This window comes from Mycobacterium sp. 4D054 (assembly GCF_052245755.1).
Classification (GTDB): Bacteria; Actinomycetota; Actinomycetes; order Mycobacteriales; family Mycobacteriaceae; genus Mycobacterium.
Genome location: NZ_JBQQCF010000002.1, coordinates 75,291 through 99,639, shown reverse-complemented (window position 1 = coordinate 99,639; position 24,349 = coordinate 75,291). Strand labels below are relative to the sequence as shown.

26 protein-coding genes are annotated in these 24,349 nt (G+C 69.0%); 8 read left to right on the top strand and 18 right to left on the bottom strand.

The annotated features are described in order from the left end of the window. Positions 1-9 precede the first annotated feature (9 nt). From ACTWP6_RS01980 to ACTWP6_RS01920, 13 genes are all read right to left on the bottom strand, one after another. Positions 10-294, bottom strand: coding sequence for an acylphosphatase (locus ACTWP6_RS01980; protein ID WP_443186694.1), 285 nt, complete (start codon positions 292-294; stop codon positions 10-12). Further along, entirely contained in the window at positions 278-703 is a 426-nt protein-coding gene (locus tag ACTWP6_RS01975; RefSeq protein WP_260751437.1) for an OsmC family protein, read from the bottom strand. Before ACTWP6_RS01975 ends, ACTWP6_RS01980 begins: the two co-directional genes overlap by 17 nt. A gap of 84 nt (positions 704-787) precedes the next feature. Then, complete coding sequence (gene mutM, locus ACTWP6_RS01970; RefSeq protein WP_443186693.1) at positions 788-1,669, bottom strand: bifunctional DNA-formamidopyrimidine glycosylase/DNA-(apurinic or apyrimidinic site) lyase; 882 nt, start codon at positions 1,667-1,669, stop codon at positions 788-790. A 5-nt stretch (positions 1,670-1,674) separates the two neighbouring features. Beyond that, positions 1,675-2,367, bottom strand: a complete 693-nt coding sequence (gene rnc, locus ACTWP6_RS01965; RefSeq protein ID WP_260751435.1) for a ribonuclease III — start codon at positions 2,365-2,367, stop codon at positions 1,675-1,677. Then, complete coding sequence (locus ACTWP6_RS01960; protein WP_443186692.1) at positions 2,364-2,954, bottom strand: YceD family protein; 591 nt, start codon at positions 2,952-2,954, stop codon at positions 2,364-2,366. Before ACTWP6_RS01960 ends, rnc begins: the two co-directional genes overlap by 4 nt. Positions 2,955-2,984: 30 nt before the next feature. Then, on the bottom strand, positions 2,985-3,722 hold the full coding sequence (gene sepIVA, locus ACTWP6_RS01955) for a cell division protein SepIVA (protein WP_443186691.1): 738 nt from the start codon (positions 3,720-3,722) through the stop codon (positions 2,985-2,987). A 148-nt stretch (positions 3,723-3,870) separates the two neighbouring features. After that, entirely contained in the window at positions 3,871-4,437 is a 567-nt protein-coding gene (locus ACTWP6_RS01950) for a hemerythrin domain-containing protein (RefSeq protein ID WP_443186690.1), read from the bottom strand. An 85-nt stretch (positions 4,438-4,522) separates the two neighbouring features. Beyond that, positions 4,523-5,005, bottom strand: coding sequence for a pantetheine-phosphate adenylyltransferase (gene coaD, locus ACTWP6_RS01945; protein ID WP_260751428.1), 483 nt, complete (start codon positions 5,003-5,005; stop codon positions 4,523-4,525). 11 nt (positions 5,006-5,016) lie between these two features. Further along, positions 5,017-5,583, bottom strand: a complete 567-nt coding sequence (rsmD, locus tag ACTWP6_RS01940) for a 16S rRNA (guanine(966)-N(2))-methyltransferase RsmD (protein WP_443186774.1) — start codon at positions 5,581-5,583, stop codon at positions 5,017-5,019. Then, positions 5,580-9,008, bottom strand: a complete 3,429-nt coding sequence (locus tag ACTWP6_RS01935) for a pyruvate carboxylase (protein WP_443186773.1) — start codon at positions 9,006-9,008, stop codon at positions 5,580-5,582. The genes rsmD and ACTWP6_RS01935 overlap by 4 nt, the downstream gene beginning before the upstream one ends. Positions 9,009-9,099: 91 nt before the next feature. Continuing rightward, entirely contained in the window at positions 9,100-9,735 is a 636-nt protein-coding gene (locus ACTWP6_RS01930) for a vitamin K epoxide reductase family protein (RefSeq protein WP_396884324.1), read from the bottom strand. After that, positions 9,732-10,505 carry a DsbA family protein gene (locus tag ACTWP6_RS01925; RefSeq protein ID WP_443186689.1) on the bottom strand — a complete coding sequence of 258 codons (774 nt, stop codon included), beginning with the start codon at positions 10,503-10,505 and terminating at the stop codon, positions 9,732-9,734. Before ACTWP6_RS01925 ends, ACTWP6_RS01930 begins: the two co-directional genes overlap by 4 nt. A gap of 33 nt (positions 10,506-10,538) precedes the next feature. Beyond that, complete coding sequence (locus ACTWP6_RS01920) at positions 10,539-11,675, bottom strand: alpha/beta hydrolase (RefSeq protein WP_443186688.1); 1,137 nt, start codon at positions 11,673-11,675, stop codon at positions 10,539-10,541. A gap of 91 nt (positions 11,676-11,766) precedes the next feature. On the opposite strand from ACTWP6_RS01920, the gene ACTWP6_RS01915 reads away from it, so the two are divergent. The 5 genes from ACTWP6_RS01915 (at position 11,767) to ACTWP6_RS01895 (ending at position 16,460) form a co-directional block, all read left to right on the top strand. Continuing rightward, the gene (locus tag ACTWP6_RS01915; RefSeq protein WP_260751424.1) at positions 11,767-12,606 is read left to right on the top strand and encodes an aldo/keto reductase; all 840 of its coding nucleotides are present in this window, start codon (positions 11,767-11,769) and stop codon (positions 12,604-12,606) included. Between the two features lie 57 nt (positions 12,607-12,663). After that, the gene (locus tag ACTWP6_RS01910) at positions 12,664-13,203 is read left to right on the top strand and encodes a hypothetical protein (RefSeq protein WP_443186687.1); all 540 of its coding nucleotides are present in this window, start codon (positions 12,664-12,666) and stop codon (positions 13,201-13,203) included. A gap of 132 nt (positions 13,204-13,335) precedes the next feature. Next, the gene (locus ACTWP6_RS01905) at positions 13,336-14,760 is read left to right on the top strand and encodes a PepSY-associated TM helix domain-containing protein (RefSeq protein ID WP_443186686.1); all 1,425 of its coding nucleotides are present in this window, start codon (positions 13,336-13,338) and stop codon (positions 14,758-14,760) included. Then, positions 14,753-15,265, top strand: coding sequence for a copper chaperone PCu(A)C (locus ACTWP6_RS01900; RefSeq protein ID WP_260751420.1), 513 nt, complete (start codon positions 14,753-14,755; stop codon positions 15,263-15,265). The genes ACTWP6_RS01905 and ACTWP6_RS01900 overlap by 8 nt, the downstream gene beginning before the upstream one ends. Next, positions 15,258-16,460, top strand: a complete 1,203-nt coding sequence (locus ACTWP6_RS01895; protein ID WP_443186772.1) for a Dyp-type peroxidase — start codon at positions 15,258-15,260, stop codon at positions 16,458-16,460. The genes ACTWP6_RS01900 and ACTWP6_RS01895 overlap by 8 nt, the downstream gene beginning before the upstream one ends. Positions 16,461-16,544: 84 nt before the next feature. Here ACTWP6_RS01895 and ACTWP6_RS01890 read toward each other — a convergent pair whose 3' ends face one another. The 3 genes from ACTWP6_RS01890 to ACTWP6_RS01880 are packed head-to-tail and all read right to left on the bottom strand — an operon-like array spanning position 16,545 to position 21,191. Continuing rightward, positions 16,545-17,252: an HNH endonuclease family protein gene (locus ACTWP6_RS01890; protein ID WP_260751419.1), complete on the bottom strand. Its 708-nt coding sequence runs from the start codon at positions 17,250-17,252 to the stop codon at positions 16,545-16,547. Next, positions 17,249-19,546 carry an ATP-dependent DNA helicase RecG gene (gene recG / locus ACTWP6_RS01885; protein ID WP_260751417.1) on the bottom strand — a complete coding sequence of 766 codons (2,298 nt, stop codon included), beginning with the start codon at positions 19,544-19,546 and terminating at the stop codon, positions 17,249-17,251. The genes ACTWP6_RS01890 and recG overlap by 4 nt, the downstream gene beginning before the upstream one ends. A 1-nt stretch (position 19,547) precedes the next feature. Next, positions 19,548-21,191: a DAK2 domain-containing protein gene (locus ACTWP6_RS01880; RefSeq protein ID WP_260751416.1), complete on the bottom strand. Its 1,644-nt coding sequence runs from the start codon at positions 21,189-21,191 to the stop codon at positions 19,548-19,550. Between the two features lie 223 nt (positions 21,192-21,414). On the opposite strand from ACTWP6_RS01880, the gene rpmB reads away from it, so the two are divergent. Then, a complete protein-coding gene (rpmB, locus tag ACTWP6_RS01875) occupies positions 21,415-21,609 on the top strand; it encodes a 50S ribosomal protein L28 (RefSeq protein ID WP_104864700.1) in 195 nt (64 codons plus the stop codon). Between the two features lie 104 nt (positions 21,610-21,713). On the opposite strand, the gene ACTWP6_RS01870 is transcribed toward rpmB, so the two are convergent. Continuing rightward, positions 21,714-22,391 carry a uracil-DNA glycosylase gene (locus tag ACTWP6_RS01870; RefSeq protein ID WP_443186685.1) on the bottom strand — a complete coding sequence of 226 codons (678 nt, stop codon included), beginning with the start codon at positions 22,389-22,391 and terminating at the stop codon, positions 21,714-21,716. Between the two features lie 21 nt (positions 22,392-22,412). Next, on the bottom strand, positions 22,413-23,375 hold the full coding sequence (locus tag ACTWP6_RS01865; RefSeq protein WP_443186684.1) for a thiamine-phosphate kinase: 963 nt from the start codon (positions 23,373-23,375) through the stop codon (positions 22,413-22,415). Between the two features lie 97 nt (positions 23,376-23,472). On the opposite strand from ACTWP6_RS01865, the gene ACTWP6_RS01860 reads away from it, so the two are divergent. After that, positions 23,473-23,715, top strand: coding sequence for an Lrp/AsnC ligand binding domain-containing protein (locus ACTWP6_RS01860; RefSeq protein WP_443186683.1), 243 nt, complete (start codon positions 23,473-23,475; stop codon positions 23,713-23,715). Between the two features lie 10 nt (positions 23,716-23,725). Then, entirely contained in the window at positions 23,726-24,349 is a 624-nt protein-coding gene (locus tag ACTWP6_RS01855; protein WP_260751408.1) for a DUF3515 domain-containing protein, read from the top strand.

Sequence of the window (24,349 nt, the reverse complement as noted above, 5' to 3'; positions counted from 1 at the left end):
CCGGAAACCTCACCGCTCGGTGAAGCCCGAGATCGCGTCGGCCGGCTCGCTCCAGTCGGCGATGACCTTGTCCACCTGGCCGGGGGTCTTACCCCCTTTGAGCAGGTCAAGCAGCTGTTCGCAGGCCTGCCGCGGCCCCTGGGCCACCACCTGCACACGGCCGTCGGGTTTGTTGGCCGCGTAGCCGGTCAGGCCCAGTTCAAGCGCCCGGGAACGCGTCCACCAGCGGAAACCCACCCCTTGAACATGCCCGTGCACCCAGGCGGTGAGCCGAACATCACTTTCCGCCAACATCTTTCACCTCAGTCACCCCAAACGTCACTTCCGTCCCGCTCTTCAACGTCCGCCCCACTGTGCACACCTGATCGACGGCCCGCTCGACCACCGTGAGCAGGCGGGCCTTGTCCTGCTCGCCAAGCCCGGACAGGTCGATCTCGAGTACCTCACTGAGCAGTGGATAGCGCTCCTGCTCGCGGTCCGCGGCTCCGGACACGCTGATCGTGGCCTGATAGTCGTCGCCCAGGCGGCGGCGCAGCGGCTGGTCGCTGGACATCCCGCTGCAGGCGGCCAGCGCGATCTTCATCAGCTCACCCGGCGTGAACACGCCTTCGACGTCCTCGGAGCCGATCAGCACCTCGGCGCCCCGCGTGCTGCGCCCCGTATAACGACGCACGCCCGTGCGCTCCACCCACAGTTCGGTCACGCACTATTTGTACTACCTGCGCCGAAATCGCATTCCACGCGCGTCAAGACGCCGGTCGAGCGCGTGGAATGCGATTTCGGCGGTTCAGGTTTGGGGACGGGGTTGGCAGCGGGGGCAGTAGAACGACGAGCGGTTCATGAACTTGTCGCGCCGCATGATCGCCCCGCACCGGCGGCACGGCTCGCCTTCGCGGCCGTAGGCGTCCAGCGAGCGGTCGAAGTAGCCGGATTCCCCGTTGACGTTGACGTAGAGCGAGTCGAACGACGTGCCGCCCTGGGCCAGCGCATCGGTCATCACGGCCGCGGCGGCGTCGAGCAACTCGGCGAGCTTGGCCCGCGACACCCCCGAGGCGAGCCGGGCGCCGTTGATCTTCGCCCGCCACAGCGCCTCGTCGGCGTAGATGTTGCCGATCCCCGAGACCACGGTCTGGTCGAGGAGCTGACGCTTGATCTCGGAGTGCTTGCGCCGCAACACCTTCACCACCGCATCGCGGTCGAAGAGCGGATCGAGCGGGTCGCGCGCGATGTGCGCGACCGGGGCGGGCACCGCGGTGCCGTCGACGGTGACCAGCTCGGCGATCATCCAGCCGCCGAAGGTGCGTTGGTCGACGAAACTCAGCGTGGTGCCGTCGTCGAGCAGTGCCGCGATGCGCAGATGATTCTCGTTCTCTATGGGCCCCAGCAGCATCTGCCCACTCATGCCCAGATGCACCACCAGCGCTGCGTCAGATTCTCTTCGCGCCAGCGGCTCATCGGTCCCGTCGCCCAGCGTCAGCCACAGGTACTTGCCCCGCCGGCCGGTTCCGGTGATCGTCGTGTCGAGCAATCGGGCGGTCAGGTCGGCGGGTCCGGCTTCGTGGCGGCGCACCGCACGGGGGTGGTGCACCCGGACCGCTGTGATCGTCTTGCCGGTGACGTGTTCGCCGAGCCCGCGCCGGACCACCTCCACCTCGGGGAGTTCAGGCATGCCGGTCAGTCACCGTTGAGGGCGTGCCACGCCGCCGCGGCCGCCTTGAGTTCGGCTTCCTTCTTCGTCCGGCCGACGCCCCTGCCGTGCTCGCTCTCCCCGACCACCACCAGCGCGGTGAACTCCTTGTCGTGGTCGGGCCCGGTGGAGGTGACGACGTACGCCGGCGCGCCCAGGCCTCGCGAGGCGGTCAGCTCCTGCAGGCTGCTCTTCCAGTCCAGACCCGCCCCGAGGGTCGGCGCGGTGTCCAGCAGCGTGCCGAACAACCGCAGGATCACCTGGCGGGCGACCTCCACGCCGTGTTCGAGATAAATTGCGCCCAAAAGAGATTCGACGCCGTCGGCGAGAATGCTGGACTTGTCGGCGCCGCCGGAGTTCTCCTCGCCCTTGCCCAGCAGCAGGTAGGCGCCCAGACCGTGCTCGGTCAGCCGGCGGCCGACGTCGGCGAGGGCCTGGGTGTTGACGATGCTGGCCCGCAACTTGGCCAGATCGCCCTCGGAGCGGTCCGGATGACGGTGGTACAGCTCTTCGGTGATGGTGAGGCCCAGCACCGAATCGCCCAGGAATTCCAGACGTTCGTTGGTCGGAACGCCACCGTTCTCGTAGGAGTAGCTGCGATGCGTCAGCGCGATGGTGAGCAGCTCACCCGGCAGTTCGACACCGAGCGCGTCGAGCAGGAGCGCACGGTCCACCGTCACGAGTCATCTCCAGGGCTCTGCTCGCGAAGCTCGGTCAGCTTGGCCCATCGCGGATCGATCTGCTCGTGGTGATGCCCCGGTTCGGCATCGGCCAACCGGACCCCGCACTCGGGGCACAGACCCGCGCAATCGGGCGTGCACACGGGCGAGAACGGCAGGGCCAACCCCACCGCGTCGGTGATCGACTGTTCCAGGTCGACGGTCTCGACTCCCCTGTTCTGGCCTACCCGCGGGACCTCGTCGGCCTCGGTGGTCTCCTCGGTCTTGCTGTCGGGATAGGCGAACAGCTCGGTGAGATCGATGACCACCTCCCCGGTGATCGGCGTCAGGCACCGCGCGCATTCACCGGTGGTCGGGGCCGACATGGTCCCGGTGACCAGCACACCTTCGGACACCGACTGCAAGCGCAGATCCAGGTCCAGCGGCGCGCCTTCGGCTACCGCCACCAGCTCCACGCCCATCCGGGCCGGGCTCGGCACTGTCTCGTCGACCGTAATCATCGAACCCGGTCGCCGGCCGAGCCGGGAAATGTCGATCACCAACGGCGACCGTGGTCCTCGGTGCGCTGCGTTGACGTCCGTCGCCATGCCCGTATCGTACGGTGGCCCTTCGGCGAGCTACCGGGCCGCGTAGTCGTGCGTGCCGGCGGCGGTGCGCAGCTGGTGACGTCCACGACCGACCGACCGCAGCGTGCCGTTGAGGAAATCCTCGAACTCGGCCAGCTTGCTGTCGACGTAGATGTCGCACTCGCCGCGCAGCCGGTCGGCCTCGGCGTGCGCGGAGTCGATCATCCTGGTGGCCTCGGCGGTGGCGGTGGCCACCACCTCAGTCTGGGACACCAGACGCTGCTGCTCTTTGATGCCCTCCTGCACGGCCTTCTCGTACGCGAGGTTGCCGCTCTCGATCAGCCGGTCCGCCTCGGACTTGGCGCGTCCGGTGCTGGCCTCGTACTCGCGCTTGGCAGTCGCCGCGATGCGGGCGGCCTCTTCCCTGGCCTCGGCCACCATGCGCTCGCTGTGCGCACGCGCCTCGGCGACCATGCGGTCGGCCTGGGATTTGGCATCGGCGAGTAGCCGGTCCGCCTCGGCCCGGGCGTGGTTGACCATCGAATCCGCCTCGGCATTGGCCGTCGACACGGTGGACTCGGCGTGCTCCTTCGCCTCACGCAGCAGGGAGTCCCTCGCGTCCAGGACGTCCTGCGCGTCGTCGAGCTCACCGGGGATCGCGTCCTTGATGTCGTCGATCAACTCCAGGACGTCCCCGCGCGGCACCACACAGCCCGCCGTCATCGGCACACCGCGGGCTTCTTCGACGATCGCACCCAATTCATCGAGAGCTTCGAACACTCGGTACACGGCGACACCCTCCAGGCGTAGTTGTTAGTTACCAGTGTGCCTGGTGTTACGCCTGTGACTGGGCTTCCGTTGCCGGTGTGTCGCAGACGAGGCTCGACTGGCATCCGTCCGCGTAAATTATGTCAACCAGCCGGACACGGGGCCAATGTCAGCGCAAGGCCGACCCGATCGCGTCGCGGGCACGGTCCAGCATCGACGCGAACGGTCTGACCGCGAAGTTGAGCTTGGCCGATTCCACCCCGGGGTGCGGTCGGGTCGGCGCGATCGCCTCGGCGGCACGCACCGCCCCTACCAGGCTCTTGAGCTCGTCGGCGTCGAGTTCACGCTTGAGCTTGGTGAACTCCTCGGCCTCCTCACGCTCGGCATGCTCGAGCACGGCGTCGCGGAACTTCGTCAGCTCGGTGAGAAACTCCTCGGACGCGATGTCGAGCTTCTCCAGTGCGACCAGCTGCTCCTTGGCCTCATGTTCCTCGCGCAGGCGGGCATCGACGATCTCGTCACCGGAATCCACCTCCCGCCGGGCTCGTGGATGAATCACCATCTCCTCGGCGGTCTCGTGTACGGCGAGCAGCTGACGCAGATCGGTGAACGCCTTCTCGCGCGCCTTGTCTTCAGACGCGTGGAGCACGTCGTCGAACATGTCCTTGATCAGGTTGTGCTGATCCCTCAGGAACGCGACGACGTCGTCGGCGGATTGAACGAATGTCTCAGGCACGGTCGGCACCTCCGTGTGACGGGCTGAATGGCCGGTGCTCAAGGGCTGCACACCGGTTCCCTGTGCGTACCCGCGCGCGGGTGACTCAACCCCGCTCGGCGAGCCTGGCCTTCAGCCGTGCGTTCACCGGCTCCGGCAGCAGTTCCGAGACGTCACCGCCGAGCATCGCCACCTCCTTGGCCAGCGACGACGACACGAACGAGTAGCGCGGTGTGGTGGCGACGAAGAACGTGTCGACTCCGGCGACGTGCCGGTTCATCTGCGCCATCTGCAGCTCGTACTCGAAGTCGGTGCCGGTGCGCAGGCCCTTCACGATGGCGGTCAGCCCGCGCTCCTTGACGAAGTCGACGATCAGCCCCTGCCCCGACTCGACGCGCAGGTTGGGCAGGTGGGTGGTCGACGCCTCGATCAGCGCGATGCGCTCGTCGTGGGTGAACAGCCCGGACTTGTTCGGGTTCACCATCACCGCGACCACGACCTCGTCGAACTGCGCCGCGGCACGCTCGAAGACGTCGATGTGACCGAGGGTCACCGGATCGAAGGATCCCGGGCACACCGCTCCACTCATGTCGGTCGACGCTAGCAGCGTTGCGCGGCCTCGACGCGGGTGTCCCCGTAGCGGCGGGGCTTCCATACCGACCACCCATCCGGCCAGGCGATGTCGCGGCCCGATGCGGGACGTTCCACCACGACTACCGTGCCTGGCGCGGTCCACCCGGCCGCGACCAGCGACCGCAGGACGTCGTCGACTTGTGCGGCGTCGATCTCGTAGGGCGGGTCGGCCAGCACCAGATCCACCGGCCGGGGTGCGCCCGCGGACAGGACCGACGACACCGAGCCGCGCCGCACGTCCGCGTGGCGAACCCCCAGCCCGGCGATGTTCTGCTCGATCACCGCCGCGGCCCTGGCGTCGGACTCGACGAACAGCGCCGACGCCGCTCCGCGCGACAACGCCTCAAGGCCCAGCGCACCCGAACCGGCGTACAGGTCGAGCACGCGCAGGCCGGCGAAGTCGATCCTCGCCGACAGGACGTTGAACAACGACTCGCGCACCCGGTCGGTCGTCGGCCGCGTGCCCCGGCCCGACCGTTGCTGCGGCACCGCGATGCGCCGACCGCCGAACTTCCCGGCGACGATCCGGGTCAGGATGCGTCCCCGGTCGCTTCACTCTTCCCCGCCGAACCGATCACCACCAGCAGATCTCCGCCCTCGACCTGAGCGGTGGCCGACACCGCGATCCGGGCGACCGTGCCCGCCTTCGGCGCGGTGATCGCGGCCTCCATCTTCATCGCCTCGATGGTCGCGATGGTCTGGCCCGCCTCGACCGTGTCCCCCTCCCCGACGCTGACGGTGACCACGCCGGCAAAGGGTGCGGCCACATGGTCGGAATTGGTGCGGTCGGCTTTCTCGGCGGTGGGCACGTCGCTGGCGACACTGCGGTCGCGGACCACCACCGGCCGCAGCTGCCCGTTGATGATGCACATCACGGTGCGCATGCCCCGCTCGTCGGCATCGGAGATCGCCTCGAGGCCGATCAGCAGTTCCACGCCCCGTTCCAGGGTGACGCGGTGCTCGTCCCCGTGGCGCAACCCGTAGAAGAACTGGTTGGCCGACAGGCTCGACGTGTCGCCGTAAAGCTCGCGGTGCGCCTCGAATTCCTTTGTGGGACCGGGGAACAGCAGCCTGTTCAGCGTTGCCTGCCTGGTCGGGCCCGCGTCGGCCAGCGCCGCGGTGTCCTCGTCACTGAGTTCGGCAGGCGGCTTGGCCGGCGCCCGACCGGCCAGCGCCTTGGACCGCAACGGTTCCGGCCACCCGCCGGGAGGATCTCCCAGCTCGCCGCGCAGGAAGCCGATCACCGAGTCCGGAATGTCGAAACGAGCCGGGTCCTCGGCGAATTCGTCGGCCGACACGCCGGCGCCCACGAGCGCCAGGGCCAGATCGCCGACCACCTTCGACGACGGTGTCACCTTGACCAGCCGGCCCAGGATCCGGTCGGCCGCCGCGTAACTCGCCTCGATCTCCTCGAAGCGGTCCCCCAGCCCCAGCGCGATCGCCTGCTGACGCAAATTCGACAACTGACCGCCCGGGATCTCGTGGCGGTAGACCCGGCCGGTGGGAGTCGGCGGACCGGCCGCGGCGACATCGAAGGGCGCGTACACCTTTCGCAGCGCCTCCCAGTACGGCTCCAGATCGCACACCGCCGACAACGACAGCCCGGTGTCGAACTCGGTGTGCGCGGTGGCCGCCACGATCGAACTCAGCGCAGGCTGGCTGGTCGTGCCCGCCAGCGGCGCCGACGCGCCGTCGACCGCACTGGCGCCGGCCTGCCACGCCGCCAGGTACGTGGCGAGCTGACCGCCCGGGGTGTCATGGGTGTGGACGTGCACAGGCAGGTCGAAGCGACTACGCAGCGCGCTGACCAACTGCGCCGCCGCCTGCGGGCGTAGCAGTCCGGCCATGTCCTTGATCCCGAGCACATGCGCGCCCGCGTCGACGATCTGCTCGGCGAGCTTGAGGTAGTAGTCCAGCGTGTAGAGGTTCTCGCCCGGATCGGACAGGTCCCCGGTGTAGGACATCGCGACCTCGGCGACCGCCGTGCCCGTCTCGCGGACCGCATCGATCGCCGGCCGCATCGAGTCGACATTGTTGAGCGCGTCGAAGATCCGGTAGATGTCGATGCCCGTCGCGGTTGCCTCCTGCACGAACGCATGGGTCACCGACTCCGGGTACGGGGTGTAACCGACGGTGTTGCGGCCCCGCAGCAGCATCTGCAGACAGATGTTGGGTACCGCCTCACGCAGAGCGGCCAGCCGCTCCCACGGATCCTCCTTGAGGAACCGCAGCGCCACGTCATAGGTGGCGCCGCCCCAGCACTCGATGGAGAGCAGCTGCGGAGTCATCCGCGCGATGTAGGGCGCCACCATCAGCAGACCGGACGTGCGAATCCTGGTGGCCAGCAACGATTGATGCGCGTCGCGGAAGGTCGTGTCGGTGACGCCGACCGCCTTGGACTCACGCATCCAGCGCGCGAACGCCTCCGGTCCGACCTCGGAGAGCAGATGCTTGCTGCCCCGCGGCGGCATCGAGTCCAGGTCGATCGGCGGCAGCTTGTCGTGCGGATACACCGTCGACGGCCGGGGCCCGTGCGGCTGATTGACCGTGACGTCGGCCAGATAGTTCAGGATCTTGGTGCCGCGGTCGGCGGGTGAGCGTGCGGTGAGCAGATACGGGCGTTCGTCGATGAAGGACGTGTTGACGCGTCCGGCGCGGAAGTCCGGGTCGTCGATCACCGCCTGCAGGAACGGGATGTTCGTCGACACCCCGCGCACTCTGAACTCGGCGAGCGCGCGGTGGGCCCGGGCCACTGCGGTGTCGAAATCCCTTCCGCGACATGTCAGTTTGACCAACATCGAGTCGAAATGCGCACCGATCTCTGCGCCCAGGTGCGCACCACCGTCGAGACGGATGCCGGCGCCGCCCGGTGACCGGTAGGCGGTGATCCGCCCGGTGTCGGGCCGGAACCCGTTGGCGGGGTCCTCGGTGGTGATCCGGCACTGCATCGCGAATCCCCGTGGCGCCGTCAACATCTCCTGGCTCAGCCCGAGATCGCCGAGCGTCTCCCCCGAGGCGATCCGCAACTGGCTGGAGACCAGGTCGACGTCGGTGATCTCCTCGGTGACGGTGTGTTCGACCTGGATGCGTGGATTGCATTCGATGAACACGTGGTGGCCGCGTTCGTCGAGCAGAAACTCCACGGTGCCCGCGCAGGAGTAGTCGATCTCCCGCGCGAACGCGACGGCGTCGTCGCAGATCTTCTGCCGCAGCTCCGGGGACAGGTTCGGCGCCGGCGCCAGCTCGATGACCTTCTGGTGACGGCGCTGCACGCTGCAGTCCCGTTCGAACAGATGCATCACGTTGCCGTCGTTGTCGGCGAGAATCTGCACCTCGATGTGACGCGGGTTGAGTACCGCCTGCTCGAGGTAGACATTCGGGTCGCCGAACGCGGACTCGGCTTCCCGGCTGGCGGCTTCCACCGCCTCGGCCAGCGCGTCCCGGTCGGCGACGCGGCGCATGCCCCGGCCGCCGCCGCCGGACACGGCCTTGACGAACAGCGGGAACTCCATCCCCTGGGCCGCCTCGACGAGTTGCTCGACCGACGACGAGGGTGCCGACGACGTCAGGACCGGCAGGCCGGCCGCGCGCGCCGCCTCGATGGCACGCGCCTTGTTCCCGGTCAACTCCAGCACACCGGCGCTGGGGCCGACGAACGTGATGCCCGCCGCGGCGCACGACGCGGCCAGTTCCGGGTTCTCCGACAGGAAACCGTAGCCGGGGTACACCGCGTCACACCCGGCCTGCACGGCCACCCGCATGATCTCGTCGACAGACAGGTAGGCCCGGACGGGATGCCCGACCTCGCCGATCTGATAGGACTCGTCGGCCTTCAACCGGTGCAGCGAATTGCGATCTTCGTATGGATACACCGCCACCGTCGCGATGCGCATCTCATAGGCCGCGCGGAACGCGCGGATCGCGATCTCACCACGGTTGGCGACGAGGACTTTGGAGATCTGACCGGCCACGGTTCACCTTAACCTCGCAGGTCAATCTCACAGGAACCGCATGCGGGATGTGATCGGATCACGACGGCGGCGCCGTGGGTCAGATGAGGGTGGACCAGTAGTTCCAGAAGCGCTCGAGGATCAGCAGCAGCACCGCGGTGAACCACAGCGTCACCAGTGACCAGCGCCAGGTGTGCAGTGCACGGATCACGCCGCTGTTGCTGCGCTGCGGCTGGACCGCGATCGAGGCGGCCACCACCAGCAGCGGGATCGTGACCGCCCACACCACCATGCAGTACGGGCACAGTGCACCGATGCGGTACAGGCTCTGAAAGATCAGCCAGTGCACGAAGACCGTGCCGGCCAGGGTGCCCACGGCCAGGCCTGCCCAATACCACCGGCCAAGCCCGACCTTCGCCAGCGCGAGGACACCGGTGACGACGACGACGGAGAACGCCACGATGCCGATCAGCGGATTCGGGAAACCGAACAGTGACGCCTGCGGGGTGACCATCACCGACCCGCACGACAGCACCGGGTTGATGCTGCAGGAGGGCACGTAGCTCGGGTCGATCAGCAGTTCGATCTTTTCGACCGTCAGGGTCAGCGCGGCGGCGAGCCCGACCACTCCGGCGATGAGCACCCACAGCGCTGATGCCCGCGGAACCTCGACCGCGGCCGGCCGGTCGACCGACGGATCGGGATGGTCGACGGACCCGGCCATGGTCGCGGTCATGAGGCCGGGACGGGTTGCGGGGCGGGCGCCGGCGGTGCGGCTTCCAGCCCGGGCACGTCGCCGACGATCTCCTTGACCTTGGCGACGAGCGCGTCGGGGGTGCTGTACTGGTAGTCCTCGCCGTTGATGCGGACCGACGGAGTGGACTTGATGCCCGTCGCCGCAGCAAGGCCGGCCACCATGTCGACGTAGGTCCCCTTGTTGATGCAGTCCGCCACCCCGCCGGAGGCACCGGACTGACGCGCGATCTCGATGAGGCGGGCGTTGTCCGGGTAGACCGCGCCGGTCTCACCGGGTTGCTGGGCGTAGAGCGCGGCATGGAAGCGGCGGAACGCGTCGATCGACTCATCGGCGACGCAGTACGCGGCGCCACCGGCGCGCGACGGGTAGTTGTTGTTCTGCGGCCGGTCGAGGATGGCGACCATGTAGTAGTCGGCCGCGATCGCGCCGGAGTCGATGAGCTTGTCGATCGTAGGACCGAACTGCTGCTCGAAGGCGCCGCAGTGCGGGCAGAGGAAGTCTTCGTAGAGGCTCAGGACGGCCTTGGGCTCGTCGGTGCCATCCTTTTTGATCAGGCTGCTCGATTCGACCCGGATGGCCCGGGACTCACCGGCGGTGGGCTTGTCGTCGGCGGAGAGCACGATGTACAGCACCAAAGTGACCGCGAAGATCACCACGACGGCGGTCAGACCGATCTGGACGAGCAGGTTGCGCTTACGGTCGGCTGCCTTCAGGTCGTAACGCGCGTTCTTCTTGGGTTTGGTGGCCACGGGTCTCAGAGTACCGGCGTCGCCGGCCCCCCTTCAGTGGGCGCGGGTCAAATGCGCACGCATCGCCGAGATGAGGTCGCCGGTGGCGGCCGCGCTGGCACCGCCGAGCGGGAAGAAGTTCGCGAAGCCGTGGATCAGCGAACCGTATTCGCGGTAGTCCACGGGCGTGCCGGCGGTGCGCAGCGCGTCGGCGTAATGGCGGCCCTCGTCGCGCAGCGGGTCGAAGCCGGCGGTCGCGACCAGTGCCGGCGACAACCCGGACAGGTCGCCGGCCCGCAGCGGTGACACCCGGGCGTCGGTGCCTTCGAGCTGCGCCTCCCCGAGGAATCGCTCGCTGAACCAGTCCATGTCCCGCTTGGTCAGGAAGAAGCCGCGGGCGAACAGCGTCTTGGACCTGGTCTCGCTCTGGTAGTCGGTCACCGGGTACAGCAGCAGCTGCAGGGCGGGCCGCGGCGCGCCCTCGTCCCGGGCCCGGATCGCGACCAGCGCGGACAGATTCGCGCCCGCACTGTCACCGCCGACGGCCACCCGGCCCGGGTCGGCGCCGAAGTCGGCGGCGTGCTCGCGTGCCCACAGGTAGGAGGCGTAGGCATCCTCGGCTCCGGCGGGTGCAGGGTGCTCCGGCGCCAGGCGGTAGTCCACGGACAGCACGTGTACGCCGCCGGTGCGGCAGATCTCCCGGCACAGGTCGTCGTGGCTGTCGATGCTGCCGATCACGTGACCGCCGCCGTGGAAGAACACCAGCAGCGGCGCCCCGGGCAGATCGGTGCGGTAATGCCGCGCCTTGCGGGGGCCGTCGGCCCCGTCGACCGTGAGGTCTGTCACGGCCGCGACCGGGATCCGCTTCGCGAAGCTGCTCGCGAGCTGTTCCAGTTGCCGCCGGGCGGCCACGTGGTCGTCGTCGGCCACCAACCCGTCGAGCCCGAGCAGATGCTGGCCGGCGAGCATCAGCTGCATCGTGGTGTCGAGGGTGTTCCCGTCGAGCGTGATCGAGCGTCCACCCAGCAGAATCCGCTTGACGGAGTCGGGGATCCGCGGCATCCCGCGCAGCGTGACACCGGCGATCCTGTTCGCCAGCACGTCACTGCTCGGCCCCGCGACGCCGAGTTTGCGACGCACCTGCGGCTGTGCTGATCGGTCGGCGACGGGGTCCGTCACGGTTTCGGTCACGGTTGCTCCTCGTGGTGTGGCGCTGATTAGGCCGGTACAGATGGCGGCAATATAGTCTTCGCCAGCATTCCACTTCAGAAAAGAAGGTGACATGACGTCGGCGGCAGCTATCCCCACCGTCACACTCAACGACGACAACACCATGCCGGTGATCGGCCTCGGTGTGGGTGAGTTGTCGGAGGCCGAGGCCGAGCAGTCCGTGCTGGCGGCGTTGGAGGCCGGCTACCGGCTGATCGACACCGCAGCCGCGTACGGCAACGAAGCCGCCGTCGGGCGCGCGGTCGCACAGTCCGGGGTGCCGCGCGAGGAGCTGTTCATCACGACCAAGCTCGCCACCGAGGAACTCGGCTTCCAGTCCTCCCAGGACGCCATCAGGGCGAGCCTGGAGCGTCTGGGTCTGGAGTACGTCGACCTGTACCTGATCCACTGGCCCGCGGGCGAGCAGGGCAAGTACATCGACAGTTGGGGCGGGCTGATGAAGTCCAAAGAGGTCGGCTTGGCTCGTTCGATCGGGGTGAGCAACTTTTCCGCCCACCACCTCGACGACGTCATCGGCCTGTCGTTCTTCACCCCGGCGGTCAACCAGATCGAGCTGCACCCGCTGCTCAACCAGGCCGAATTGCGGGCGGTCAACGCCGAGCACGGCATCGTGACCGAGGCCTACGGCCCGCTCGGGGTGGGCCGCCTGCTGAGCAACAGCGTGGTCACCGGCATCGCCGACGCGCACGGCAGGACACCGGCGCAGGTGCTGCTGCGCTGGAGCCTGCAACTCGGCAACGTCGTGATCTCGCGGTCGACCTCGCCGGAGCGCATCACGTCGAACCTCGACGTGTTCGGCTTCGAGCTCGACGACGAGCAGATGAACGCCCTCAACGCGCTCGACGAAGGCACCCGGTTCCGCCCGGACCCCGAGACCTACGCCGGCTCCTAACGGGCAACCGTCCAGCGATGGCCGACTTCGGCGAACCCGAGCGGTAGGGTCTGCCGCATGCGTACGCCGAGAGCGCGTGCCCGAGGGCTTCGCGGAGCCCTGATCGGGCTCTCCTCGGCGACGCTCACATCCGGCGCCCACCTCGCGGCGGGCGGGAGCTTCCCGCGCGGCGGCGCTCTGATACTCGCCGTGCTGCTCTGCGCGACGGTCGGGGCGCTCTCGGCCACTGTCCGTGTCGAGGGACGAGCAGCGAGTTGGGCTGCCACCACGGCCGCCCTGGCCTTCGCCCAGGTTCTGGGGCACGTGGCGCTGACCGTGACAAGCCACCACCACGGCGGTGACGGGCTCGTACCCGGCACGCTGATGACGGCCGTGCATCTCGGCGCGGCGGTCACGCTCGGCGGCGCCATCGCCGCGGCGGAATATCTGTACATCGTCTGCGCCTCGGTGCTGTGCTGGCTGCGGCTCTTCGCCGGCCGCGCCCCCCGCCCTGTTCCGCGCGCCAGGCGCCGGACGACGAAAGTGGTTGTGGCCCGGCCTGTTCTGGCCACCGGGTTGGGGATGCGGGCCCCGCCTCGGGGTGTCGCGACCGCCTGACGGTCGCCCTCGCTCTCACCCCATTTCCTTGTGCGCCGCAGCGGTTGCGCTGCGGTCTTCACGTGCCCACCGGTGCCGCGTCATGCGCACCGGATGGCCGCGTGTGCGCACTGACCCGTAAAGGCCTCACCGATGCCCCTTCCCGAGAACACCCTCGACCCGTCTGATGACCTGTCCCTGCCTCAGGCGATTCCCAAGCGCCGATGGCGGCCGCTGGCCACTCGGCTCCATTTCTACGCAGGGGTGCTGGTGGCGCCGCTTCTCGTGGTCGCCGCCGTCACCGGCGCGTTGTACGCGCTGGCGCCCACCGTCGAAAAGTGGTTCTACCGTGACGTTCTGACCGTCGATTCCGGCGACGTCGCGCTGCCCCTGGACCAACAGATCACCGCTGCGCGCTCGGCGTTCCCTGACCTTGACGCGACCGGGCTGCGGCCGCCGGCCACGGCGACCGAGTCCACCCGCGTCTACTTCGCCGACCCCGGGCTGGCCGAGGACATGCTGCGAGCGGTGTTCGTCGACCCGTACACCGGGCAGGTCCTCGGCGATCTGCCCACGTGGTTCGGATACCTGCCGGTGAGCACGTGGCTCGATGGCCTGCACCGCCATCTCAATCTCGGCGAGCCCGGCCGTATCTACAGCGAGACCGCCGCGTCCTGGCTCTGGGTGATCGCGCTCGGGGGCCTGTTTCTATGGCTGGCCAAGACCTCGGACGACCGCCGCCGCGGCCGCACCGCACGGATCCTGACCGTGGATCGCGGCGGGCGCGGGCGCTCCCGCACCCTGAACTGGCACGGCGCCACGGGTGTGTGGCTGCTCGCCGGGCTGCTGTTTCTGTCCGCCACCGGGATCACCTGGTCCACCTACGCCGGCGCCCACGTCAGCGACATCCGCACAGCACTGAACTGGCAACGCCCGCAACTGGATTCCACACTGCCGACCACGGACGGGCATTCCGGACACGGCGGGCACCAGGCGGGCGGCCCGGTACCCGCACCGACGCCGATCGACTACGACGCCGCACTCGACGCCGCGGCCGGTGCCGGCGTCCACCTCCCGGTGGAAGTCAGCGTGCCCGCCGACCACGGACAGGGCATCACCGTGACCGAGATCGACAAGCCGTACCGGTTGACCACCAACTCCGCCGTGGTCGACCCCGGCAGCAACGCGGTCACCGCGCGCATCGACTACTGGCGCGACTACGCGCTGGTCGCGAAGCTCGCCGACTGGGGCATCCGCGCGCACATGGGCATGTTGTTCGGACTGCTCAACCGGTTGCTGTTGCTGGGCGTCGCGGTGGGTCTGCTTACCGTGATCGTCCGCGGCTACCGGATGTGGTGGCAGCGCAGGCCTACGCGCGGCTCCGCCTGGGCCGTTGGCCGGCCTCCGCTGCGCGCAGGGCTACGGTCGCTCCCCCTACCCGCGATGTGCGCAGTCATCGTGACCGCCGTGGCCGTCGGGTGGTTCCTACCGACGCTGGGACTCACCCTGGCCGCGTTCATCGCGGTTGACACCGTCATCGGCACTGCCAAACGCCGTAAGGCGGAACACCATGTTTGACAGACGACTCGGTATCACCCTGGCGGCACTGGCGATCTCGGTGCCGACCGCCTGCACGTCGACGAGCCATGACACAGATGCGACGATGGCTTCGCGAGTCAGCGTCGAGGACCAGTGGGCACGTGCGGCGGACACCGGCATGACGGCGGTGTTCGGAACGTTCACCAACACCGGCGGCGCAGAAGTGCACATCGTCGGCGCGGAATCGCCCTCGGCCGCGCGGGTGGAGATCCACGAGATCGCCCGCAGCGGCGACGGCGCCAACACCATGCGGCCCAAGGCAGGCGGGATCACGATCGCGCCGGGCCGCAGTCATGAACTGGCGCCCGGCGGCGACCACTTGATGCTGATGGACCTCGCCGGCCCGCTGCGCCCGGGCACCGACGTGGAGGTCACCGTCGCGTTCGGCGACGGCTCCACCCTGCCCGTCACCGCACAGGTCCGCGACTTCGCCGGGGCCGACGAGGAGTACTCCTCCGGTGACCACCAACACGGTCATGGCTGACCGGCGGCATCCCCTGGTCAGCAGGCGTCGCCTGCTGACCGGGGGTGCCGCACTGGCCGGTGCGGCATCCCTGACCGGGTGCACCCCCGTAGAATCATCAAGTCCGCCAACAGGATTCGGCACTGAGACGATTCCGTTTCACGGTCCGCACCAGGCGGGAGTCGGCAAGGATCCCCAGGCCCACGCCCTGTTCGTGGCGTTGGACCTCGTTCCCACCCACGGGCGTGACCTTCGCGAGACGCTCGCCGCGGTCCTCAAGCTGTGGAGCGCGGACGCCGCACGCCTGACCCAGGGGCGCCCCGCACTGGCGGACACCGAACCGGAACTGGCCCACCGACCTGCCCGACTGACGGTCACCGTCGGTGTCGGTCCGCAGGTTTTCGGCAAGAGCGGTCTGGCGCATCGGCTCCCGAGTTCGGTCGCCGAGCTGCCGCGGTTCAGCACCGACCGCCTCGAACCGCGGTGGTGTGGCGGGGACGTTGCGCTCCAGATCTGCGCCGACGACCCACTCGTCGTCGCGCACACCGCACGAGTGTTGTTGAAGAACGTCCGCACCATGACGACCCAGCGCTGGCGTCAGAGCGGCTTCCGTACGGCCCGGGGCGCCGACTCGTCGGGCGCCACCATGCGCAATCTGATGGGGCAGGTCGACGGCACCGTGAATCCGAGGGAGAGCGCCGATCTGGACCGTCTGGTGTGGGACGACGGCTCCGGCCAGCCGTGGTTCGCCGGCGGGACGGTGCTGGCGCTTCGCCGCATCCGTATCGAATTGGACACATGGGACGAACTCGACCGGGCCAGCAAGGAGTTGACGGTGGGACGGCGGCTCGCCACCGGAGCGCCACTGACCGGCTCTCACGAGAGCGACGAGCCCGATCTGGACGCCACGGAGAACGGCATCCCGGTCATTGCCCCCAATTCTCATGTGGCGTTGGCCCGACACCGATCCGACGGTGAGCAGTTCCTCCGCCGGGCCTACAACTACGACGACCCTCCGTTGACCGGCACCACCGACGCCGGGCTGATCTTCGCGGCCTACCAACGCAATCCGGCACGCCAGTTCGTGCCCGTCCAGCAGAGGCTGGCCGAAGCCGATGCGCTCAACCCGTGGATCACCACGATCGGGTCGGCGGTGTTCGCGATCCTGCCCGGCGCCGCCGAGGACGGCTACCTGGGCCAGGGTCTGCTGGAATGAGCTGCGCGCGAGCGCCGTCCAGTTCAGATGGCCCCTTGCATACCGGTGGCTGCGGATATCGCCGGCGGCGGTTTCTCGCCTCGTTCAACCGCGCGGGCAGGTCTCTGCCGCCTCCCGCAGCACCGGCGCCGACGGCGCATCCACCGGCAGCCCGTATCCCCGCAGCACCGCGATGAATTGGATCGCGTACTGACAGTGGAACGCACCGTTGGCCGGCATCCACACCGCCGGCGGCTTGTCGCCCTTGTCCTGATTCGCCTCACCGGACACGGCCAGCAGGTTGGCCGGATCATTGGCGAACCGCTCCCTCAGCTCGTCGGTCCAGTGCCGCGCACCGAGATCCCATGCCAGCGCCAGCGGCACGATGTGGTCGATCTGCACCGAGGCGCCCACCTGGTTGCCGCGGACGAAGGCCACCGTCGCGTTGGTGTACGGGTCGCGCAGCGTCCCCGTCGCGACGGCGGTGGGGCAGCGAGAGATCGCCACGTAGGTCTTGTCGACGAGGTCACGGTCCAGGATGTCGTTGCGGGTGTCGCACCCGTTGCGCCCGCCCGGGGCGCTGGTGTCGTCGGTCCAAGACTCGCCGAAAGCCGACCGGCGGTAGTCATTTCCGCGCACCCGGGCGGGAACGATCGGAATGCCTTCCAGCACATCGGCACCGGGGGCGACGGTCGGGATGTCCGCCACAGCGATGTGGGACGACGGCGACTGCGCAACGACGCTGACCTGGTAGGCGACGATGACGGCGAGCAGCACCGAGACGGCGAGCCACAGCGTCTGCTTACGGCTCACGACATGTCCAGGAACTGGACCCGATCGGTGTCGGTGAACGGCGCCGACAGCGTCGCCATGCCCCGGTCGTGCGGATCAGTGTCGTAGACGGTCTCGCACAGTTCCCGGGCGGCCAGGATGATCTCGAGGTGTTGGGCCAGCGACAGGAACCGCAACGTGATGGGCCGGCCGGACTGGAAGTACCCCAGCACGTCGCCCTCGCTGCGCTCCCGCAGGTCGAGATCGGCCAGGGCGAACCCGTCCAGGGTGCTCGCCACCGCCGTCAAGCGTTGTCCGGCTTTGGAATGCTGGGGCAGCCTGGTGACGAGCAGGCAGAGGCTGGGATGCTCACCGCGGCCGATGCGGCCACGCAACTGGTGCAGCTGGCTGATGCCGAAGCGGTCGGCGTCCATCACCACCATCATCGTGGCGTTGGGCACGTCGACACCGACCTCGATCACCGTCGTGCACACCAGCACGTCGATCTCACCGGCCCGGAACGCGGCCATCACCGCTTCCTTCTCATCGCCCGACAGGCGTCCGTGCATCAGGCCCAGGCGCAGGTGCTTCAGCGGGCCGCGCTGCAGCCGCTCGAACATCTCCACCACCGTGACCGGCGGCGGGCCCTGCTCGTTGCTCTGGTTCTTGGCCCTGGTGTGGGGGTCCTTCTTCCCGGCAGCCGTCTTCGGGTCGCCCCTCCCATTGCCGTCGGATTCGCCGTCGGATTTGTCGTCCTCGTCGATCCGCGAGGCGACGACGTAGGCCTGACGGCCGGCCGCGACCTCCTCGGCGATGCGGGCCCACGCGCGGTCCAACCAGGCCGGTTTCTGGGTCTGGAAGATCGTGTTGGTGCTGATGGGTTGGCGTCCGCGGGGCAGCTCGCGCAAGGTGGAGGTTTCCAGGTCGCCGTAATAGGTGAGCGCGACGGTCCTCGGGATCGGCGTGGCGGTCATCACCAGCAGGTGCGGTGTGATGCCGACACGGGACTTGGCGCGCAACCGGTCTCGTTGCTCCACGCCGAACCGGTGCTGTTCGTCGACCACGACCATGCCCAGGTTGTCGAACTCCACGGCGTCCTGCAGAAGCGCGTGTGTGCCGATGACGATGCCGGCCGCACCGGAGGTGATCTCCCGGCGGGCATCGCGTTTCTGTTGGGCGGACATCGATCCCGTCAGCAGTGCGACCCGGGTGGCGTTGTCGGCCGCGCCGAGCTCTCCGGCCCCCGCCAGCGGTCCCAGCATCGACCGGATCGACAGAGCATGTTGGGCGGCAAGGACTTCGGTGGGCGCCAGCAGCGCGCATTGGTAGCCGGCGTCGACCATCTGGAGCATCGCCAGCAGCGACACCACGGTTTTGCCGGAACCCACCTCGCCCTGCAGCATGCGGTTCATCGGCCGGGCGCCGCCGAGTTCGGCCGAGATGACGTCGAGGACCTCGAGCTGGCCCGCGGTGAGAGCGAACGGCAGCCGCGCCGACATCGCCGCCATGAGGCCGTCGTCGCGCCGTCGTGCCGGCGGCCCTGATGCGCTGAGCTCGCCGTGCCGTCGCACCACCAGACCCCATTGCAGACCGACCGCTTCGTCGAAGGTCAGCCGCTCGATCGCGCGGGCGCGCTCCTGGGCGTCGTCGCTGCGGTGCACCGCGCGCAACGCGTCGTCCTCGGACATCAGATCGTGTTCGCGCACAAACCAATCCGGCAAGGTTTCGGGGACGGGATCGAGCACGGCCAGCATCTGGCGCACGCACGCGTAGATTTCCCAGGTCTGCACCTTGGCGGTGGCCCCGTAGATCGGGAAGAAATTCTTCTCGAACTCGGCCAGCAGCTCGTCGTCGCTGGCGTCGGTGGTGGCGGCGATCGACGTCAACGATTTGGTGCCGATCTTCTTGCCGGACGCCGAGTTCAGCACCATGAACGCCGGATGGGTCAACTGCATGGTGCCGCGGTAATAGCCGACCTCACCGGAGAGCATCACCTTGGCGCCTTCGACCAGAGTGTTCTTCAGGTACTTGGGGTTGAAGAAGGTGGCCGTCACCTTGGGCCGCCGGTCGCGCAGCGTGACGACGAGGAACTCGCGCGACGGCGGGCGTTGAGCCCGCTTCAGCTCGGCCTTCTCGATCACGTCGACGAAGGTGACGTGCTCGCCTTCGGAGAGGTCGAGCTCCTCGCCTTCGCCTCGGACGGTCATCGCGTCGCTGTACTTGCGCGGGAAGTAGCGCAGCAGATCGTTGACGGTGCGCAGCCCGAGGTGCTCTTCGAGCGACGCTGCGGCCTTCTTGCCGAGCACGAAATCCAGGCTGTCGTCGAGTTTGGCCATCTCACTCCACTCCGATCAGCACCGCGTCGACGCGGTGGCCGGTGTGGAAGGCCGCCATCTCGGTCCCCGGATGGTGGCGGTGGACGTGCCGGATCAGCGCGTCGGCGATCTCGGGATCCACACCGTCACCGGTCAGCACGGTCACCAGCTCACCTCCGGAGGCGAGCAGCAGGTCGATCAATCCCGCCGCCGCCGCCGTGAGGTCGTCGCCGACGATGACCACCTCGTCGCCGACGATGCCCAGACCGTCTCCGGGCTTGCAGGCGCCGGCCCACGTCAATGCCTCTTCGGCGGCGACGCGCACCGCGCCGTACCGAGCCGCCGCCGCGGCCCTGGCCATGGTGTAGCCGTCGTCGACGACGCGGCGCTCGGGGTCGTGGACGGCCAGGGCCGCCAGGCCCTGCACCATGGACCCGGTCGGCACCGGCACCATGTCGATCCCCCAGTCGGAGGCGACCGCGCATCCGGCGACGATCTCCTCGGCGGCGACGTACCCGTTGGGCAGCACCATCACCTGGGCGGCTCCGGTGTTGACCAGGGCATGCAGCAACCGTTGAGCGCTGACCGGCTCATCGGGGCGTGGCCGCAGCACCTCGGCGCCCTCTCCGGTGAACAGGCTTTCGGCGCCGTCCCCGTCGGCGACGGCCAGCACGGCGCGCTGCCGGCTCCAGCTGCCGGCGGCCGGCCGGTCCGCACCACCGCGCAGCGACGTGATCTGGATCCGGCTCAGGGTGCCCACCGCCAGACCCGCCTCGACCGCGGCCCCCGCATCGTCGGCGTGGACGTGGACCGAGAAGTGCCCGGGGCGGGCATCGCCGCCGAATCCCGAGGCCGCGATCGCGATCGAGTCGCCCAGTTCGTCGAGTCGGGCCCGTAATTTCTCGACGCCCTCGACCTGGCATCCGCTGAGCAGGTACATCACCTCGAAACCGGGACCGGTGTGCGCTGCCGGTGCCGGCGGTGGGGTTTTCGAGGGTGCATAGACGGTCCGGCGCGGCGCCTGTCCGGTCAGCGTCGCGCACAGTGCGTCGAGCAGGACCACCAGGCCGCGGCCCCCGGCGTCGACGACCCCGGCGTCGGCCAGCACGTCGAGCTGGGAGGGGGTGCGATCCAGCGCGGCTCCGGCGGCGTGGGCGCACACGGTCACCACCTCAGGCAGGTCCGCATCCGCCAGGACCGAGTCCTCGGCCGCCTCGGCCGCGTCGTGCAGGACCGAGACGATGGTTCCCGGCACGGCTTCGCCCATCGATGCGACGACGAGCGTCAGCGCGTGCCGCAGCGAAGCGCTCAGCAGCGCACCGCTGATGTCGGTGAGCACGCCTTGCCGATCTTCAGCGGCGGACGCGGTGACCTCGGCGAGGGCCCGCAGGATCTGGGACAGGATCACCCCGGAGTTGCCGCGGGCGCCGCGCAGCGCCCCGTCGGCCAGCGCCGCGGCGACTTCCGCGACGTCCGCGCCGGCGTCGCAGGCGTCCGCCTGCGCCCACGCCGCACGCATCGTGAACAGCATGTTCGTCCCGGTATCCGAGTCGGCGACCGGGAACACGTTCAACCGGTTGATCTCGTCGGTGTGGCTGACCAGGTCCGCGACGGCAGCATGCGCCCAGCGCCGTAGGGCGGACGCATCGAGGCGCCGAACCGACATCCCACCTCCACACTGCTTCCGACGTCGGCGTCAGCCTAGCCAGTGGCGGGGACAGCGCCGAAGCGTGCAGGATGGCCTGTGCACAGCGCGGGCCCGGGTTTTGGTGTTCTCTGCGACGGCCGGTATCCTGATCAGGTTGTCGGGTCGCGCCGCCTCTGAGGTGGCCGGAGGAATCCAGACCCCGACCCAAGAACCCTTAAGTACTAATTCGAGGAGTTTCAACATGGCTGCCGTGTGCGAGATCTGCGGGAAGGGCCCCGGCTTCGGCAAGTCGGTGTCGCACTCCCATCGCCGGACCAGCCGTCGGTGGAACCCGAACATCCAGTCGGTGCGCGCGGTGTCGGGCCCGGGCGGGAACAAGCACCGCGTCAATGTGTGCACGTCCTGCCTGAAGGCCGGCAAGGTTTCGCGCGGCTGATACTCGACCCGGCGAGGCATTCGACGGGTGACGAAGCGCGGTCGGCGTGATACGCCGACCGCTGTTCGTTTATGCGCGTACTCGCTGACCCCGCGCGCCGCCCGCTAGGGCAAACGCCAGTCGATCGACTCGGCACCCATCTGGGTGAGCAGGTTGTTGGCGCGGCTGAACGGTTTTGACCCGAAGAATCCGCGCGACGCCGAGAGCGGCGACGGATGCGGGGATTCGATGACTGCGGTGTCGCCCAGCATGGGGCGCAGTGTCGAGGCGTCCCTGCCCCACAGCACGGCCACCAGAGGCTGCTCGCGGGCAACCAGCGCGCGGATCGCGCATTCGGTGACCGCCTCCCAGCCCTTACCCCGATGTGAGGCGGGGGTGCCCGGCCGCACCGTCAGCACCCTGTTGAGCAGCATCACGCCCTGTTCGCACCAGGGCGTCAGATCCCCGCAGACGGGCGCCGGGTGGCCGAGATCCGCCCGGTACTCCTTGAAGATGTTGTCGAGACTGCGCGGCAGCGGCTTCACGTCGGGCGCGACCGAGAAACTCAGGCCGACGGCGTGGCCGGGTGTCGGGTACGGATCCTGACCGACGATCAGCACCCTGACCTTGTCCAGCGGAAACGTGAACGCACGCAGTACGTTCTCCCCGGACGGCAGGTACCGGTGTCCGGCGGCGAGTTCGGCGCGCAGGAACTCCCCCATCTGTGCCACCTGGGATTCGACCGGCGCCAGCGCCGCGGCCCACCCGTCGTCGATCAGTTCCCGCAGAGGACGTGCTGTCACGAGAGGCCAACTTAGCGGGCCTCAGAACGACTGCCAGCCCGGGTCTCCCTGCCACGGTGCGCCGTCGACGGTGACACCGGCGGCAGCGGGCGGAACCGCCACGCTGCCGATGACGCGCCAACCCGGCGGCGGTTCGGCGCGGAACGTGGCCACCAGTGCGTGGTCCTCTCCCCCGCCGAGCACCCACTGCAGCGCATCGGCGCCGGCCTCGGCCGCCGCCTCGGCGACTGCCTCGATGTCGGGACGCAGACCTTCGCTGGAGAGATCGATGTGCACGTTCGACGCGAACGCGATGTGCCCGAGGTCGGCAAGCAGTCCGTCGGAGACGTCGGTCATCGAGGTCGCGCCCGCCCGGGACGCGATCCGGCCCTGCCCGTAGGGCGGCTCGGGAACGAGATGGCGGCGACGCAGCGCCGCATGCCCTTCGATTCCCTTGTGCCACAATGCGTATCCCGCATGGGAGCGACCGAGTTCACCGGTTATGGCCACGATGTCCCCGGGTCGGGCACCGTCGCGACGCACCGGCTCCCGACCGTCGAGGTCGCCCAGCGCGGCGACCGACACCACCCACTGCGGTGCCGAGACGGTGTCTCCGCCGACGATGCTCGCGCCGATCGACTCGGCCTCGTGCCACATCCCGTCGGCCAGTTCCACCGCGCTCGCGGTGCGGGTGTGCCCGGGCGCCCCGAATCCGATGACGAACGCGGTGGTCCGCCCGCCCATGGCTTCGATGTCAGCGGCGTTCTGCGCGATGGCTTTTCGCCCGACGTCGTGCGGGGTGGACCAGTCCAGCCGGAAATGCCGGTTCTCGATGAGCATGTCGGTGCATACGACGGTCCGGCCGTCCGACGCGACGACGACGGCCGCGTCGTCACCGGGGCCGAGCGCGACGAACGGGGGCTGGCGACGGCCGGCGACCAGTCTGTCGATCACGGCGAATTCGCCCGACTGCGACAGCGTGTCGTCGGCGCCCTCGTCCGCCATCGCCCGATCCTCCCGCCGTCCTGAACGCTCGACGCACCTGCGGTACGTTTGGTCCCTGCGGCGTGGAGTCTATGCAGCCAATGAAGGGATTTCGCCAGTGGTCGAGGCTTTCGTTCTCATCCAGACCGAGGTCGGCCGCGCCGAAGTCATCGCCAAACAGCTCGCGGGGCTGACCGGTGTGTCGTCGTCGGAGTACGTGACCGGCCCCTATGACGTGGTGGTGCGGGTGACCGCGGGGTCTCTCGACGAGCTGAAGACGACGATCGTGCCTGGTGTGCAGCAGGTTGCCGGGATCACCCGCACCCTGACCTGTCCTATCGCCGGCGGGGCGCACCCCTAGAGTTTGACGTGTGAACAGCCCGACCACAGACGGTCCGCCGCGGTGGGCGCTGCTCGCCGCGCTGATCATCGCCGTCGGCAGTGTGGTCGCCGTGATCGGCACGATCGCGGTCAGGCAACGCGTGCCGGCGCCTCAGCCGGTGGCGATCGCGGCGCTGCCCGCCCCCCAGGCCGAGAGCCCGCAATGCGCGGGGTTGGTCGCTGCGTTGCCCGACGCGCTCGGCGACTACCGGCGCGCCGAGGTCGTGGAACCCGCGCCCCCCGGCACGGCCGCGTGGCAGCGGGAGCACGGTGGTGAAGCGCTGATCCTGCGGTGCGGACTGGAGCGGCCCGCCGAGTTCGTATCCGGGACTCCCGTGCAGGTGGTGGACGGGGTGCAGTGGTTCCGGGTGGGCGAAGCGGGGGCGGGAAATGACCGGGTGGGCGAAGCGGGGGCGGGAAATGACCGGTTGGGCGAAGCGGGGGCGGGAGATTCGCGCAGCACCTGGTTCGTCGTGGACCGGCCCGTGTACGTGGCGCTGACGTTGCCGGCGGATTCCGGCCCGACACCGATCCAGGTGCTCTCGCAAGCGATCACCGACACTCTTGCGCCCCGCCCGCCGGATCCTGGGCCCGTTGGCGCGCCGCCGCGCTAG

Excerpts from the sequence above, each read along its gene's own strand:
- recG (WP_260751417.1), bottom strand. The coding sequence starts at position 19,546 with ATGGCCAAACTCGACGACAGCCTGGATTTCGTGCTCGGCAAGAAGGCC.
- ACTWP6_RS01915 (WP_260751424.1), top strand. The coding sequence starts at position 11,767 with ATGACGTCGGCGGCAGCTATCCCCACCGTCACACTCAACGACGACAAC.
- ACTWP6_RS01865 (WP_443186684.1), bottom strand. The coding sequence starts at position 23,375 with ATGGCGGACGAGGGCGCCGACGACACGCTGTCGCAGTCGGGCGAATTC.
- ACTWP6_RS01880 (WP_260751416.1), bottom strand. The coding sequence starts at position 21,191 with ATGTCGGTTCGGCGCCTCGATGCGTCCGCCCTACGGCGCTGGGCGCAT.
- ACTWP6_RS01905 (WP_443186686.1), top strand. The coding sequence starts at position 13,336 with ATGCCCCTTCCCGAGAACACCCTCGACCCGTCTGATGACCTGTCCCTG.
- mutM (WP_443186693.1), bottom strand. The coding sequence starts at position 1,669 with ATGCCTGAACTCCCCGAGGTGGAGGTGGTCCGGCGCGGGCTCGGCGAA.
- rpmB (WP_104864700.1), top strand. The coding sequence starts at position 21,415 with ATGGCTGCCGTGTGCGAGATCTGCGGGAAGGGCCCCGGCTTCGGCAAG.
- ACTWP6_RS01895 (WP_443186772.1), top strand. The coding sequence starts at position 15,258 with ATGGCTGACCGGCGGCATCCCCTGGTCAGCAGGCGTCGCCTGCTGACC.
- ACTWP6_RS01980 (WP_443186694.1), bottom strand. The coding sequence starts at position 294 with ATGTTGGCGGAAAGTGATGTTCGGCTCACCGCCTGGGTGCACGGGCAT.
- ACTWP6_RS01960 (WP_443186692.1), bottom strand. The coding sequence starts at position 2,954 with ATGGCGACGGACGTCAACGCAGCGCACCGAGGACCACGGTCGCCGTTG.
- coaD (WP_260751428.1), bottom strand. The coding sequence starts at position 5,005 with ATGAGTGGAGCGGTGTGCCCGGGATCCTTCGATCCGGTGACCCTCGGT.
- ACTWP6_RS01910 (WP_443186687.1), top strand. The coding sequence starts at position 12,664 with ATGCGTACGCCGAGAGCGCGTGCCCGAGGGCTTCGCGGAGCCCTGATC.
- ACTWP6_RS01930 (WP_396884324.1), bottom strand. The coding sequence starts at position 9,735 with ATGACCGCGACCATGGCCGGGTCCGTCGACCATCCCGATCCGTCGGTC.
- ACTWP6_RS01900 (WP_260751420.1), top strand. The coding sequence starts at position 14,753 with ATGTTTGACAGACGACTCGGTATCACCCTGGCGGCACTGGCGATCTCG.